The sequence below is a fragment of the Shewanella hanedai genome (assembly GCF_007197645.1).
GTDB lineage: Bacteria > Pseudomonadota > Gammaproteobacteria > Enterobacterales > Shewanellaceae > Shewanella > Shewanella hanedai.
Genome location: NZ_VKGK01000001.1, coordinates 108,190 through 123,400 on the forward strand (window position 1 = coordinate 108,190; position 15,211 = coordinate 123,400).

At 45.2% G+C, this 15,211-nt stretch carries 12 protein-coding genes; 8 read left to right on the forward strand and 4 right to left on the reverse strand.

The features are described 5' to 3' along the window. A complete protein-coding gene (locus tag FN961_RS00395; protein ID WP_143562573.1) occupies positions 1 to 1,332 on the forward strand; it encodes a lysine N(6)-hydroxylase/L-ornithine N(5)-oxygenase family protein in 1,332 nt (443 codons plus the stop codon). Positions 1,333 to 1,334: 2 nt separating this feature from the next. Then, entirely contained in the window at positions 1,335 to 3,596 is a 2,262-nt protein-coding gene (locus FN961_RS00400) for a TonB-dependent receptor (protein ID WP_143562574.1), read from the forward strand. 109 nt (positions 3,597 to 3,705) lie between these two features. Here FN961_RS00400 and FN961_RS25705 read toward each other — a convergent pair whose 3' ends face one another. Further along, on the reverse strand, positions 3,706 to 3,843 hold the full coding sequence (locus tag FN961_RS25705) for a hypothetical protein (RefSeq protein WP_185972673.1): 138 nt from the start codon (positions 3,841 to 3,843) through the stop codon (positions 3,706 to 3,708). A gap of 231 nt (positions 3,844 to 4,074) precedes the next feature. Between FN961_RS25705 and FN961_RS00410 the strand changes: the two genes are divergently transcribed. The 3 genes from FN961_RS00410 to FN961_RS00420 are packed head-to-tail and all read left to right on the forward strand — an operon-like array spanning position 4,075 to position 6,867. Beyond that, entirely contained in the window at positions 4,075 to 4,995 is a 921-nt protein-coding gene (locus FN961_RS00410) for a dTDP-4-dehydrorhamnose reductase family protein (protein WP_143562575.1), read from the forward strand. A gap of 42 nt (positions 4,996 to 5,037) precedes the next feature. Further along, complete coding sequence (locus FN961_RS00415; protein WP_143562576.1) at positions 5,038 to 6,303, forward strand: sensor histidine kinase; 1,266 nt, start codon at positions 5,038 to 5,040, stop codon at positions 6,301 to 6,303. Further along, positions 6,304 to 6,867, forward strand: a complete 564-nt coding sequence (locus FN961_RS00420) for a response regulator transcription factor (protein ID WP_143562577.1) — start codon at positions 6,304 to 6,306, stop codon at positions 6,865 to 6,867. It abuts the gene before it with no gap. Between the two features lie 129 nt (positions 6,868 to 6,996). Here FN961_RS00420 and FN961_RS00425 read toward each other — a convergent pair whose 3' ends face one another. After that, complete coding sequence (locus tag FN961_RS00425) at positions 6,997 to 7,929, reverse strand: LysR family transcriptional regulator (RefSeq protein WP_143562578.1); 933 nt, start codon at positions 7,927 to 7,929, stop codon at positions 6,997 to 6,999. 99 nt (positions 7,930 to 8,028) lie between these two features. Between FN961_RS00425 and FN961_RS25710 the strand changes: the two genes are divergently transcribed. Together FN961_RS25710 and FN961_RS00430 are read left to right on the forward strand one after the other, a co-directional pair. After that, the gene (locus tag FN961_RS25710; protein ID WP_185972674.1) at positions 8,029 to 8,199 is read left to right on the forward strand and encodes a VOC family protein; all 171 of its coding nucleotides are present in this window, start codon (positions 8,029 to 8,031) and stop codon (positions 8,197 to 8,199) included. Continuing rightward, entirely contained in the window at positions 8,196 to 9,293 is a 1,098-nt protein-coding gene (locus FN961_RS00430) for an alkene reductase (RefSeq protein ID WP_143562579.1), read from the forward strand. Before FN961_RS25710 ends, FN961_RS00430 begins: the two co-directional genes overlap by 4 nt. Positions 9,294 to 9,505: 212 nt before the next feature. Here FN961_RS00430 and FN961_RS00435 read toward each other — a convergent pair whose 3' ends face one another. Continuing rightward, complete coding sequence (locus tag FN961_RS00435) at positions 9,506 to 11,581, reverse strand: TonB-dependent receptor (RefSeq protein ID WP_229814583.1); 2,076 nt, start codon at positions 11,579 to 11,581, stop codon at positions 9,506 to 9,508. 498 nt (positions 11,582 to 12,079) lie between these two features. Next, complete coding sequence (locus tag FN961_RS00440) at positions 12,080 to 13,111, reverse strand: hypothetical protein (RefSeq protein ID WP_229814584.1); 1,032 nt, start codon at positions 13,109 to 13,111, stop codon at positions 12,080 to 12,082. A gap of 1,047 nt (positions 13,112 to 14,158) precedes the next feature. Here FN961_RS00440 and FN961_RS00445 point away from each other — a divergent pair. After that, on the forward strand, positions 14,159 to 15,118 hold the full coding sequence (locus FN961_RS00445; protein WP_143562580.1) for a DUF6602 domain-containing protein: 960 nt from the start codon (positions 14,159 to 14,161) through the stop codon (positions 15,116 to 15,118). Positions 15,119 to 15,211 lie beyond the last annotated feature (93 nt).

Consider the following 15,211-nt stretch of genomic DNA (forward strand, 5'->3'; position numbering starts at 1 on the left):
ATGAGTAAAGATATGAAGCATTTCGATCTTTTTGGCATCGGCATTGGTCCCTTTAATTTGAGCATTGCTGCGTTATCTCAAGGCATAAAAGGGTTAAATACGGCGTTTGCTGACGCCCATCAGTCGATGACATGGCACCCTGGTTTACTGCTTAATGATGCAAGAATGCAGACCAGTCCCCTAAAAGATATGGTGACGGCTGTTGAGCCGACGAACCCGCTGTCTTTCCTCTCGTATCTGGTGAATAAACGTAAAATCTACGCTTACATGGCGGCGCAGATGGACACCATAAGTCGCATCGAATTTGCGGACTATCTAGCTTGGGTCGCAGGTAGAGTGGATAATCTCATGTTCGATAATCCTGTCGATGCTGTGGAGTTTGCCGGCGACAAATTCCTTATTCACAGTAAGCAGGGGAGCTATACCAGTCAGCACATCTGTCTCGGAACGGGCAAAGTTGCTCATTTACCACAGTGTGTTAAGCCCCATATGGGACCTAAATGTCTCCATGCCAGCCGTTTAGCGTTGAGAGAGCGTAATTATCAGGGCAAAACCTTGGCAGTGATTGGTGGCGGTCAAACCGGCGCCGATGTCTTTCTTAATCTTCTGCAGCGTCAATGGGGCGAGCCGACTCGGGTTATCTGGATCTCAAGACGGCCTAATTTTCAGGCGTTGGATGAAGGGGTATTTACCGATCAATATTATACGCCGGGCTATGGACAGATTTTTTATGGCCTGAGTGACGGAGTTAAACATCAAGAAGTAAAACACCAGAAGCTTTCTAGCGATGGCATCACCAGTGCTTCATTGAATGAGATCTATCAGCACCTTTATCAGGAACGGTTTATCAATGGCGAAAGAGACAGTGGCAAATGGAGTTTGCGCCCCCACAGAACCTTAACTCAGATGCGTCAACGTAATGATAAATATGAGCTCACATTAGTTAATGGCATCACCGGAAATAATGAATTGCTCGAGGTTGATGAGTTGATTCTATGCACGGGTTTTGAGTCACAAATCCCAAGTTATCTATCGCCGATTAAACAGAAGTTGGACATCGATCAATATGGCCAATTTAACCTCAATCGTGAGTTTTCTGTGGCTTGGGATGGGCCTAAAACCAACAAGGTCTATGCGGTTAATGCTGGCGTTCATAGTCACGGTATTTTAGAGCCACAATTAAGCCTTACTGCTTGGCGTAGCGCCACCATCATCAACGACATGCTTGGCCATGCTCACTTTGACCTCTCATTGGAGGAATCAATTATAGATTGGGGCGAGGGAAAGCCAGTCTCAGAAACAAAAAATATTATTAATCATCAGGGAATATAATCGTGTCAAAGTTCAAATTAGCCCCAATATCGACTGCCATTCTGCTCGCCACTTTTGGGGGAGCTGCATGGGCTGAGAGTGACCAACTTAGTTCGGATAACGGGGAGATGGAGATCATTCATGTTACGGCGAAACCTTTCGATACACCGGTGTCTTCATTGCCGGGCACAGTTCAAATCATTGATCAGGAGGCAATTCAGGCGCAGATTAGTCTGAGCGCTGATCTTTCTAGCTTGCTGGCAAGTCTGGTGCCGAGTTATGGCCCAGAAACTCAGATGATGTCGAGTACATATCAGGGGTTTCGTGGCCGTAAAGCGATTGTGATGATCGACGGTGTGGTTGTGTCGAATACCTTACGAGATACCAGCCGAGTACTCTCCTCCATTTCGGTAGAGAATATCGCGCGCATTGAGGTGATTCAAGGCGCCAGTGCTGTTTACGGCAATGGCGAGTCTGCTGGAGTCATCAACCTGATCACTCATCAGGCAAGTAGTGAGGGGATTGCATTTTGGAGTGAGGCTAAAATAGCAGGTTCAATCCATGATGCTGACTCAATTGGCTATCAACTAAGTCAGCGTATCTCTGGCACTCAAGGCCAGTTTAACTATCTGGCTCAGCTTAACTGGCGTGACTCGGGCACCCTATTCGATGGTGAAGGCACTCAAATTCCTTCCGATCCTGCAGGACGTGGCGGTCAGGGTGAGCTTGAAGATTTCGATGCTTTAGTCAAATTGGGTTATCTGTTCGATGATGACTCGACCATGGCGCTCAATCTTCACAGCAGAAAGCTTGAAAATCAGCTCAGTTTTGCACGTAAAACCGTGTTTGATGAAACCGTTGTTGTCGATACCTCAAAACCTTTTACTGGCGATGCGCCCTACAGTGAAAACAAGTATGTTCAGTTTACTTATAACGCACCTTCGATGGGGGGCCATCAGGTCAATATCGAGTTAAGTGCTAGCGAGAGTGAGAACACACAGGCAAATAAGGTACTGACTCAATCTAAGAAACAGGCGCTCCGCATTGCTGCGCAGCCTCTTGTGTTGCCGAGAGAGCAAGATAAGCTGACCTATGGTATTGATTATCAGGTCGATAAAACAAAACAGATTAGTGCTAAAGGTGTGTGCGAGATCTGTAATGTTGAGCAGACAAATCTGGCTCCCTTTGCCGAATATGAGTTTAATCAAGATAGCTTCATGCTGCAGTTTGGGCTGCGTTACGAGAACTTTGACCTTGATGTACCAGACTACTTGGCAACAGGACGGTATGGTTATACGCCCTTTAGTGGCAAAACGATTGAGGGAGGCAGTTTAAGTTACCGCAAACCGGTATTTAATTTAGGTGGGGTTTATCGTTTTGAAACAACTGAAATATATGCCTCATTTTCCCAAGGTTATGGTTTAGGCGATCTGCGCCGTCTTCGCTCAATTGATGTGGCAAAGGTTGAGCAATATGATGACAAGATGACACCAACTGAAGCGAATAATTTCGATTTAGGCTATCGAGGACAATTCGACAATCTTAGTTTTGATATTGGCTTGTTTTACACTCAGTCTGAGCGTGCTCAAAGCTATGTCGATATTCTGGACCAAGTGATTTATAGCACCTTAGCCTCTTTAGATCCGCGTCTGGTGTACGATCAATCAAAGACGCTAAATCCTGATGCAATCGATGCAGTGGTGAGCCGTGATGAGAAGACCTATGGTGTTGAGTTACTCTCCTCTTATGCCATCAATGACACTTTCACCCTTGGCGGAAACTTTAGTTATACCCAAGGTGAATATCGTCATCCAACAAATGGTTGGGTGAAGATGAACAACGCCCGCATTAGCCCGATGAAGGCAAATATCTTCCTTGATATGAACTTGAATGATGAGTTTGGTGGCTTGTTACAGGTTAATTATGTTGGCTCACGTGACGAAGGTTCTGAGATCGATTTGGCGTTGCCACAAAATGGCATGTGGGGAACTTTTAAAGGGTACAGTTACTACAATGCGCCGACTGAGAGTTATACCACTGTCGACTTGAGTCTATTTTATCGCAGTGACTTCGGTCAGTTTACCTTAGGTATCAAAAACTTGTTCGATAAGGTTTATCGTCCAACCTATGCACAGATGGGCAGTGGCAGTGTGTATGGCGGCATCGATCTTCCAAGCGATCCAACGTTAGATCAACTTGAAGGTTTAGTCCGTGATTATGCATTTAAAGACAGCTACAACGCCCAAGGCACTACCTTTACTTTAGGTTATCAGGTTAACTACTAATACCGAATAGCATAATATGAACAGCAGTAGGTGCTACTTTGGGCCTACTGCTTTTTAGTGCCCAGAATCTATACCAATCAGTATAAAGATTTGATCGCTCAGCGAGAGTTTAGCGGTGCTGAGGCAAGGCAACGAGTGAAGAGCATAGTTGTTCTACGGTCAAGCTCGTTAACACAGTATCAGCACCGCTAAAACTCGCCAGTAAGGAGTGTTTTTGGCTGTCTACTTCTACGTTGAATGAACTCACAAGGGAACAACCATTCTATTATCCATTCGCCTTGAATTAGTTTGCCAAAAGACACTCTGAGTAGATCAACTTCTTATACTGATTGGTATTATATCGATAGACTGTTCATATTGTTGTGCAGATAATGTGAAAATCATAGACTATACCCAAACCACTTCAAGATGCAGGATTCAGCATATTGAGGTAGCTTGGGTATATGTAACTGTTGAGACAATCAAATTTGGAGTTGAAGTGGCAAAAATTATGATCACTGGGGCAACAGGCCTCTTAGGCAGAGCTGTGGTTAAGCAGCTGACATTAACGGGTGAGCATGAGCTGATTGCTACCGGTTTTAGCCGAGCTCAAGCTGGTATATACAAGTTAGATCTGACCGATGATAACGCAGTCGATCAGTTTATCGCTTCCCAACAGCCTGATGTGATTGTTCATTGCGCAGCGGAGCGCAGACCAGATGTTTCAGAGCAATCCCCTGAAGCTGCACTGGCACTGAACCTCGGCGCGACAGCCGCGTTAGCTAAAGCGGCTACGCAGCAAGGCACTTGGGTTATCTACATCTCTACCGACTATGTGTTTGATGGTACAACGCCAAGCTACATTGAAAGCGATGCACCAAACCCGGTGAATTTTTATGGCGAATCTAAACTGCGTGGTGAGCAATTGCTACTTGAAACATCCGATGATTTTACCGTACTCAGGCTGCCCATTATTTATGGTCAAGTGGAGCGAGTAGAGGAGTCCGCAGTGTTAGTTTTGCTGAATCAGCTATTGGATAAAAAACCACAGAATGTCGATCATTGGGCGATACGCAGCCCCACATCAACACTGGATATCGCCATGGCCATCGAGAAGATGATTACTCGTAAACTCGATAATGAGGCGCTAAATGGGATTTATCATTTCAGTGGTAAGGAGATCATGAGTAAGTACCAGATGTTACTTGTACTTGGTGAACTATTTGGGCTGACTACTCAACATTTAACCCCAGTTTCAGAACCAACAGACAGCGCTAAACGGCCACATGATTGCACCTTAAGCTGTCAACGGTTGGAAAGTCTGGGGATCGTTTCTCAAGTGAGTTTTATGCAAGGGGCGCGTGATAGTTTAATCAGTTCACCAACAGCCTTATCTTTAAAAAGTTTAAGTTTGAAATAATGGTTATATTTGGGGCTATTGAAAATAGAGTAGGCGATATTGATGCTAAAAGGTGATTCACCACAAGGCTTTCCGAATCTAAACGCCTCGGAGCAACTGGTTGCTTTGCGTACTCTAGGTCTTGCTCTGAAGCTAGTGCTGACTTTTTTAGCTGCACAAACCTTCGGGCTTTCAGTGCATAGCCCTGCGATAAATTATGCGTTAATGCTAGAAGCCCTTTATCTAGTGGTGACGTTTAGCGTGCGTAAGCCACTGCAGTTGAGCGATAGCGGGCTATTTATCGCGCTCTTGCTCGACACCGCTTTTTGGATCACTTGGCTCTACTTTACCGGTGGTGCGACAAACGCATTTATCTCGCTGCTGTTACTGCCTATTGCGATAGCGGCTGTGATCTTACCCCGTTGGGCGCCATGGACTTTGACCTTTATCTCGACGCTGGCTTATAGCTTAATGCTTTACAGTATTCCGTCAGATCAAATGCAGCACCACGGCATGGACATGGGTTCCCATTATTTGGGGATGTGGCTTAACTTCGTGATCTCATCTCTAGTGTTAACCACGAGCGTCGCTTTTATTGCTAAGCGGATGCGCAGGCAAGCGGACGAGCTTGCTTACATGCGTGAAGCCCAGTTAAGACAGGAACAATTGCTGGCTTTAGGTACCGCTTCAGCTCAGATGGCGCACCAACTCGCGACGCCGTTATCTAGCCTGAGGTTGTTGGTTGAGGAGGTGGCTGAGGAGTCCGATGCCAACGCACCTGCGGTAAAAGAGATGAATGTGGCGTTAGGCCGTTGCGAGAAAACTTTGGCGGATTTAAGGCTAGCGACAGAGTTGATTCGGGAGCAGAAAAAGTTTGAAATTCGCGTCGACGAACTATTAAACCAGCTGGAACAACAAGTCAGCCTGTTTATGCCGCAGGTGTTACTTGAGATTGCGTTGGATAAAAAGGCTGAATGCGCCTTAATTGAAACCGACACGAGTCTGCTGCCTGCCATTTTATCTTTAATCGAAAATGCTGCTAGGGCGAGTACAGATCATATGGGACTGCAAAAGGTGAGTATTAAGTTTAATGTCGATGATATCCATGCTTGCTTGAGGTTAAGGGTCAGAGATTATGGCAGCGGGATCCCCAGTAAACTGGTGTCGCAATTGGGTCATAAACTGGTGGACAGTCCGACCGGCATGGGTGTTGCGCTTATGCTGAGTCATGCCAGCTTTGAGCGCTTAGGAGGACAATTAATCTTAGGCGCACATCTAGAGGGAGGGACCGTGGCGGAAGTGACATTACCTTTATATGGAACAGTATAGATGACGACACGTCGACTATTGATTATAGAGGATGACCTAGCACTTGCTAACGTGCTCGACAGGCGAATGTCGCGCCATGGATTCGACTGTCTGCAGGCACATAATGCCAGTGAAGCGCTATTGGAAGCTAGGCAGTTTAAGCCCAGCCACATACTGCTTGATATGAAGCTTGAAGAGGACAATGGCCTGCGCTTGATCTCTCCTTTACGTCAAAGCTTACCTGATGTGGTGATGGTGTTGCTGACTGGGTACGCCAGTATTGCCACCGCCGTTGAAGCTATTCGATTAGGGGCTGATAACTATTTGGCTAAACCCGTTGATACGACAACGCTATTGAGCGCGTTAACGGAGAGCACGATGAAAGGGGATAAGGTTGATATTCAAGAGTTGGATGAGCAACCATTAAGCCCTAAAAGATTAGAGTGGGAGCATATTCAACAAGTGTTAAATATGAACAAGGGCAATGTGTCGGTGACGGCGCGCCAACTTGGTATGCATCGACGGACCTTGCAGCGAAAACTCCTCAAAAAACCCACTTTAGATAACCGTAAGTTAGAGAAATAAAGCATAAAAAACCAATAATATTGAGAGACAGTGTTTGTTGGTTTTTGTCTCTGGCCGCTAGATTCTGACGCAAGGCCATCATTTATCTACTGAATCTATTCCCCACTCTTCCGTATCCCAATGAGTCGATCACTTTCTGTTCCCCATTGGTATCGAGAGTGGGTATTTCTGCTGAAATCGCTGAACTTTATCTATCAGCAGATCGATAGTACTGCGGACTTTATATTTAGGATAATCAGTTTGCAGGTAGACCAACTGTAGAGGAACGCTATTGGCTATTTGATCGGCGAAAAGCAACTTAAGCTTGCCTTGATGCACATCAACCGCGACATCGAGCCAACTCTTGTAAGCGATGCCCATGCCCGCTAGCGCCCACTCTCTGATCACCGCGCCATCATTGCACTGCCTGCTTCCGCGCACTTCAATATCAAACTCCTCGCCTTTATTGCTAAAGCGCCACTTGTGCCAAGGCTCTCCGCCACGGTTAAGAATAAGGAGCTTATGCTGACCCAACTCATGGGGATGTGTTGGCGTTCCATAGCGAGCCAGATAGTCAGGAGATGCGACAGCAACTCTGGGGGTGATGGCCAGTTGTCGTCGCATTAAGCTGGAATCTTCTAAGTGACCATAACGCAGCGCTAAATCGACATTTTGATCGATAAGATCGGTCATCTGGTCGCCAAAGTAGAGGGTGAGCATTAATTGAGGATGCTCTGCTGCAAATTCATCAAGCCAAGGCCGAATTAAGCTTCTGCCGATATCAGAAGGCAGGGCTATCCGTATTTCACCTTTTAATTCCCCTCGGTTATCTGCCAGCGCATTGCTTGCACCTTCAAGTAGAGCCAGTGCCTGACGTCCAGTTTCAATGAAATGTCGTCCCTCTTCGGTCAACTTCATCCTACGGGTAGAGCGGGCAAAGAGTTGGCACTCGAGCTTTTTTTCCAGTCTTTGAAGGGCAGCACTTGCCGCAGCTGGAGTCATACCCAGTTCGCGTCCTGCTGCTGAGATGCTGGCAAGCTCTGCGATTCTAATCGCGAGTTGTAGATCATTAAGGTGATACATATCAAAATTTTTTTGAAAATGATTTTAATATTAGCCCAATTATCAAAATTAGTTAACGGATTTACACTAGACCACTCTTTTCAATAGGCGAGTTTGTTTATGACGATGACATTTAATCATCTTAATTTGTTGGCATCAGCTGATAGCCAAGAGCTTAAGGTATTTGTGGATATCTTAGGGCTTAAAGAGGGAGAACGACCCTGTTTCCCATTTAAGGGAAGTTGGCTATATCAAGTTCCCATTTTTACTCAACACGAGGAGTTACTATGAGCCTTTTTACCCCTTATCAAAAGTCACATTTATCATTGAACAATCGCATGGTCATGGCACCTATGACTCGTTCGCGCACCACACAACCGGGAAATATTCCTAATGAGATGATGGCTCAATATTATGCCCAGCGGGCATCTACTGGACTTATTATCACTGAAGCCACTCAGATTTCAGATGAGAGCCAAGGTTACTCGTTTACGCCGGGTGTTTATACACCAGAGCAGATAGCAGGGTGGCAAATGGTGACGTCTGCGGTTCATCATTCTGGTGGCAAAATCTTTAATCAACTCTGGCATGTTGGTCGGGTTTCTCATTCGGTATTTCAACAGGGACTTGCCCCGATAGCCCCTTCAGCGATCAAGCCTACAGAGACCAAAGTTTGGATTGTTGATGCCAATCATCCCGATGGCCAGATGGTTGATTGTCCCGTGCCCAGAGAGATGAGCCATAAGGATATTAAGCGTGTGGTTAATGACTTTGCAGATGCTGCAGAAAATGCGATTGAAGCTGGATTTGACGGGATCGAGATCCATGGCGGTAACGGTTACTTGATCGATCAGTTTTTGAGAACCAACTCCAATCAGAGAGTCGACAGTTATGGTGGGAGTCGTGAAAATCGAATTCGTTTCTTGATGGAGGTGGTGCTTGGTGTTAGCCAAAGGATTGGGGCGGATAAAGTGGGCGTCAGGCTAGCCCCATTCGTCACCTTTAAAGATATGGATTGCCCGGATATCGTCAATGCTATTTTACTGGCCGCAGAGGAACTGTCGAAACTCGATATCGCATATTTGCATCTTTCAGAAGCTGATTGGGATGATGCACCGCAGATCCCCGATAATTTTAGAGCTAAATTTAGGGAGGCGTTTAAAGGTACCATCATTGTAGCTGGCCGCTACGATGTTGAGCGAGCCAGTGACATTATCGACAGTGGTTATGCAGATTTGGTTGCGTTTGGTCGCTCATTTATTGCTAATCCAGATTTACCTTTTCGTTTACAGGCAGGTAAACCTTTAGCAGCCTTCGATAAAGGCCCGTTATTTGGTGGTGGGGCTGCGGGCTATATTGATTATCCTAGTTATCAAGCAAGTTAAGAGGGGGATGATGAGGATACAAGGAACAGTCATCTTGTTAGTTACTGAAACGTAAGCTTCTCAAAAAAAATCCCAGAGTGTTCCGGTTAGAAGGAAGCACTCGGGGTGGGGAAACGCAGTGAATCAATCCCAAAATAACGCGCTAAATTTACTGACTTAAATAGGATCCCGAAACCTGTTCAGGATCCCGTTTTATGCAGAGTTCAGGTTGATTAGAATCGGTATTCTCCGGTCACCCAAGCGCTCATTCCCATGCCTGGCCTGCGTTCGCCTGGGGCGATATCAGCCCCCATGACTCGGTTATATCCTGCTAAATGGTCCTCGTATTCGGTGTCGAACAGGTTATTGACTCCGGCCTTGACCAACCAGCTATCGGCGTCATAACCCACAGAGATATTCATTAGGGCGTAACCCGCAGTGGTCTGTTCCTGTTGAGTCTCAGAAACCTTGTTTTGGGCTGATACTGCCACGCCTTCAATGCGTCCTTGCCAGTGACCACTTTGGTAATTAAGTCCAAGGTTGACCTTAGGCGGCGCGATTCGATAGAGGTTATCTTGGATATCACGTCGCTCACCGCTTATATAGCTGGCATTCATATCTAGCTTCCAGTTGTCAGCCAGCTGATAGATGGCAGTGACATCCATTCCAAGCAGTTGAGCGTCGACATTGGCAAACTGCATCGGGTTACTATCCCCCATCATTTGTGCCGCCATGACCACCGCTGGGTCGGTCGCTTTAACCCCTTGAATATAATTATTGATACGGTTGAGGAAGATACGTGGACTGATAGACAAAGTGTCGGTGGCAAAGTCAGCACCGAGCTCTAACTGATAGGCGGTTTCAAGCTCAAGATCCACCTGACCCACATAGGTGCGGCCATCGGCGAGTCCGCCGGTAGATTGCATGGGGACCCACAAATATCTTTGCTGATAACTAGCGCTGTCCTGTTTGCGCGCCAAGCCTAAGATCCAACTGAGTTCGTCATTGACCTGATAACGACCATTGAGAACAAGATCTAAGCCTGTTTGTGATTGAGAGCGATCGGCGTCATTGAATCTGTCCATCAATATTTTTATAGCAGGCATGCTGCCAGACATAGAGTGCTCAACTTCATCGGCATCGGTTTGGTAATGCTTAACCCGTGCGCCCAGTTGCCAGTTCCACTGGTCGATATCTTGTTGCCATTGCGCAAAGGCACTGTAGGTATTGTCTGTCACACCATTGAAATTATCGACGTGAAACATAGGTTTGGTTGGATCGGATATCACAGAGTTATGCTCACTCAGCTGTGTATTCAAACCAAACAGCCACGCGTCTTTACCTATCGATAATGTGCCATCAAAACCTGTGCTGTCAGCATTGTTATATCGAGCATTCATACTGGGCATCTTCATGCGTTCGCTGAAGTTATCCATTCCATGTTTGGCATCGCTGTAGGCTAAGTGCCAATTCATATCCCAATCCTTGATGTCATGCTGACCTTCAATTTTGATGCGATCGCTGCGAATAAAATCAATATCCATTGGCAGGGCGGGGGTGCCCGCATCTTTGGTCTCTAGGTGCTGATAGCCGATAGCAATAGACTCATCTGCGCCGTTATCATCACTTAAATTAAAACGATATTGACCGCCCACCATGTTTTTATCATAGGTGGTAGGTTTAACCTCTTTGTTGTCACCTGTGGTGATATTGTCCTGACCTTTTAAGATGTCAGCGTAGACAAGAAGCGCATGGTCCTGCCCGCCTAAGTTGGCTTTAGCACCCAAATGACTACGCTGGCCATTATCTTGATATTGACCCGCAAGTTTTCCGCTGGTTTCATCAAAGCTGGCCTGTGACTCTATCACCTTGATACTGCCGCCGAGGGTGTCAGTGCCAGCGGATACTGGCGCGATACCCCGTGTAACCTCAAGACGTTCTGAATTCACTAAGCTGGCGTAGCTAAGAGGCGTGTCCATGGCGTTGGGGCCTGCGCCAGCAAGTGAGATCCCGTTGATCTGTGTATTGACGCGATCGCCAAACAAACCACGGTATTGTGCGATGCCAGTGAGGGGGCCATTACCATTGACTGCCGCGCCGGGGATACTGTCAAGTAGACCACTGATGTCTGTTTGGGGTGAGCTTGATTCTGTGTTTACGGCACTGTAACTGCCTTCATGATGGCCTGTGACTTCAATGATCTCAAAGCCACTGTCATCGGCAAGGGCTGATGATACTGGCAGTAGCGCTGCTAGTATTGAGAGTGAAACTATCGAAAGTGGAAAAAGGGATAAGGGCATTTTCATCATAATATAATCGACTGTCGTTATTTTAGTAGTGGCGCCGATGGTGACAGCGGAAGGTAAAAGTGACAAAGGCTAATGCACTAACTGCGACACCTTGTCGCAGCCAGTTTTACTTTCTACTAGAATCGCTTAGGTGATTATACCCAAACCACTTCAAGATGCAGGATTCAGCATGTCGAGAAGTGACGGAGTTCAAGGTAGTTAATTGCTCCTGCATTAACGACATTCCCGCCATCCATGGCGGTCTTCATGAAATAGTTGGACTAGTTATTCTAATTCACTTTTTCATAACGAAGAAACACGTTGCTTCACGCCGTGCCCTTCGGGAGTTCCCGTAGAATATCTGCACTGTGTTAGTGATATCAATAAGGGAATAACCATTATCCTCATCACTGCCTTGTTCAGCTATCCTACGGGAGCTCTGAAACGACCATCTTGAGGTAGCTTGGGTATATAATGGGAGGAGACTTGATAAAAGCTGAGATGCAAAGCAAAGGATGGTTAAATATTTTGAAACATCACCTCGACTCTAAAGGTGATGACGACTTGATCTAGCCTCTCTTCATCGACCTCTTTGGTCCAGCTGTATTCAGGGGTTATCTCGAAAAATAACCATTCACGAGCAATGTTCTGTCGATAGGTGACCGCTATTCTGGCATTTTCTACGTAATGATAAGGGGCATCGACACCATAAATACTGGCAATATAGTTGAGCGCCTGTTTACTACTGATGTAATGGTAGAGATTCACACTGCTACCAAACTCCCAACCATTATCACGGTTTTCATATTGAGCAACGGCGCTCCAGCGCAATAAAAAATCTTCATCGAAAGAGTGTTCAATATCAAATTCGGTCGACTCCCCAGTCACTTTTTTCTCTTGGTACACTTTCTGAGTCAATCGCGCGATAGTGCTTTGTGAAATCGGGTAAGCATAGCGCCACCTTGCTTCTAACTTAGGTTTGAAATTGGCTTTAATATTAAAACTGACCCGATCTTTAGCATACCAGTCATACCTGAGTCCGATATCCCGCTCCCCATCATTATTTGGGCCTTTGAGGAAAGCGAAGGGATCATCTTCACCTTGTGAATCAATGATGACTTTCACTTTTTTGTTTACACCTGGAAGGTTGAATCGAGCATTGAGGTTTATTTTATATTTGAAGCCTTCCTTTTGATAATTGGAAAAATCATTAGTCCAACGCACTAGCGTACCCGCCCGTGCATCATCTTGAGTTCGCTCATCAACAAAGAAGCTATCAAACCACAGCGCGGGCTGACAAAACTTAGTATTGAGATAATCAAAAGCGTTGTCGAAAGCGGTATCGTTAGCAGACTGAGTTAAGCAGGGATCTTCCTCCTCGCCAACTTGCTTGTCGAGATGGGCATCGAAGGCCGCTGGCTCTGTTTGTCCAGCAGACGTTGGCTCCGTTTTTATGACCTCAATAGGCTGCCCAACCTCTTTGGCTTGGACTGAGACAAGCGTCATAAAGAAGATAGAGGTCGAAAAAATAAGTGAGCTTATAACCTGCAACAGCTAACATCCAATGTCATTGCAATATTGAGAGCTAAGATAGTAACACTAGTAAGGTAATCTTGTTAACTATCAGAGTATTGAATCTAAATAGCATTGAAGGGATAACTTAGGTTTAGGGGAAAGGGGATCACTTTAAACCTTCAAATGAAGGCTGATTACATTTTCTTAGTGTTAGCTTCTGGCAGGATGGTATTGGGGGATGTGTTTGAAGGTCTCACCTTATTGCTGTTTAATGCTTGCCGCAGGCTTATGTGCAGCTACTTCTGCGAGACGCCTTAAACACATCCGTGTGGGCTCTACGATTTCCAATAACCTCCCTGTTAAACGGCCAGTTCGGTGTCCTTACCTCCCGCTCAAAGAGTTTCACTGTGTGAAACTTCGCCCTGAAGTCGAAGCCGCACCTACACCTGTTCAAAAGTCTCTTCGATTTAGCCTTACTTGGATTTCGAAACTCATTTCTGCCCCAAAATTGGCTAGCCTTCAAATGAAGGCTGATTACATTTGCTATCCATTAGCTGTCATCCTGAACTAGTTTCAGGATCCAGCTTGTTAGCCTTTGAATGAAGACTGATTACATTTTTTATTTTAGCTTCTGGCAGGATGGTATTGGGGGATGAGTTTGAAGGTCATCCTTCATGGCTGTTTATTGCCTCCAGCAGGGTATGTGCAGCTACTTCAGTGACACGACACGAGTATATCCCTATAGTCTCGGCCGTGACGTCCATGTCACGGACGGTCACTGCCGCATCTACACCTGATCATCTATCTCTTCGATTTAGCTTTACTTGTTGGGATTTGAAACTGATTTTTGCCCCAAAACGACCTAGAAGCCATTTTTAGCCATGCGCACACCCTATCCATTTCCCCTATTTTTTCTTATCCGTTACATCTCGATTTATCAGATGCTGAGTGTAAGTTAATCAAAATAAAATCACACTCAGCTTACCACCAGTATAGTTACCTGTATAATTGGCGCCGATAGGAGTTACATTTGCATTGAAGTATTGCGTATCTAAATGATTGTCAAAGGAGTATGAGGTAGTTATGCCAGAAATTACAGGTATGTTTGGGTGGAAACAATTCGACCGAAATCGTAAAGACATTCTTGCCGAATTTGACCGAGCAATCGAGCTAATTGAGGATCGCCCGGTAAAAACAGAACATGGTGATGCTCTTGAAGCTATTGTCCGAAAATGGCTTCAAGAGTTTCTTCCTGAAAAATATGCAGTTACTTCAGGGTTTGTTATTCCTAATATATACAATCCAGGAATGAAACTTTATCACTCAGACATCATTATTTATAATCGTTTAGAAGCTCCAGTACTTTGGACTCAAGATAATGCTGATCAAAGTGAACAAGGTAAATATCGAGCTATACCCGCTAAGCATATTGTTGCCCTGTATGAAGTTAAAGCACAAATTACGGAAAGATCTATAGGTGATGCGATAGATAAATTATGTGAAATAAATGATTTTTCTAGCGAATTTCCTAGCAATTTTCATAGTGGTATTATTTTCGGGTACTTGAAGTACGAAAACCGTTATAAGCATAAATTTCTAGAAAAACTAGCGGGTACCAATAATGCCTTCGGTTTTAAAAATGGCATGATTCTACGTTATGAAGGTGATGAAAGTATTTGTGGTCATATTTCTATTCGGCGAGACATTCCAGAAGATAGTCGTACCAACTATTCAACTAGACCTATTGTTTGCCCTATGAATGAGCTCGGTGAAATAATGCAAAATGAAGATGGTAGCGTAACTATTCAAAACACCGATGAGAACAAAATTGCATCAGCCAGTATTGTTAGCCTCGGCGATGGAGGTTATGGTGTCACGCGTAATTACTCTCGATTTTTTAATGTAGATGACTATGGATTAAATTTAACTTGGACGATTGATAATTTTTCAGAATTTGCTATTAAACTGCTTATTAATCTAGACGGCAATGATCAACCAGTACAGAACTTTTCTTTTGGAAAAATGTTTGAAAAAACTGTTTAGATTAGGTGAAAGGTAAGTGCTACCTTGATGGTGTTCTTACCTAGTTATCAGCCACCAACATAACAAGCTGCTAAATTCAGGTTTACCAAGGCT

What these genes read in the sequence shown, in the direction of transcription:
- FN961_RS00395 (WP_143562573.1), top strand. Translation starts at nt 1, where the DNA reads ATGAGTAAAGATATGAAGCATTTCGATCTTTTTGGCATCGGCATTGGT.
- FN961_RS00415 (WP_143562576.1), top strand. Translation starts at nt 5,038, where the DNA reads ATGCTAAAAGGTGATTCACCACAAGGCTTTCCGAATCTAAACGCCTCG.
- FN961_RS00420 (WP_143562577.1), top strand. Translation starts at nt 6,304, where the DNA reads ATGACGACACGTCGACTATTGATTATAGAGGATGACCTAGCACTTGCT.
- FN961_RS00425 (WP_143562578.1), bottom strand. Translation starts at nt 7,929, where the DNA reads ATGTATCACCTTAATGATCTACAACTCGCGATTAGAATCGCAGAGCTT.
- FN961_RS25710 (WP_185972674.1), top strand. Translation starts at nt 8,029, where the DNA reads ATGACGATGACATTTAATCATCTTAATTTGTTGGCATCAGCTGATAGC.
- FN961_RS00430 (WP_143562579.1), top strand. Translation starts at nt 8,196, where the DNA reads ATGAGCCTTTTTACCCCTTATCAAAAGTCACATTTATCATTGAACAAT.
- FN961_RS00435 (WP_229814583.1), bottom strand. Translation starts at nt 11,581, where the DNA reads ATGATGAAAATGCCCTTATCCCTTTTTCCACTTTCGATAGTTTCACTC.
- FN961_RS00445 (WP_143562580.1), top strand. Translation starts at nt 14,159, where the DNA reads ATGCCAGAAATTACAGGTATGTTTGGGTGGAAACAATTCGACCGAAAT.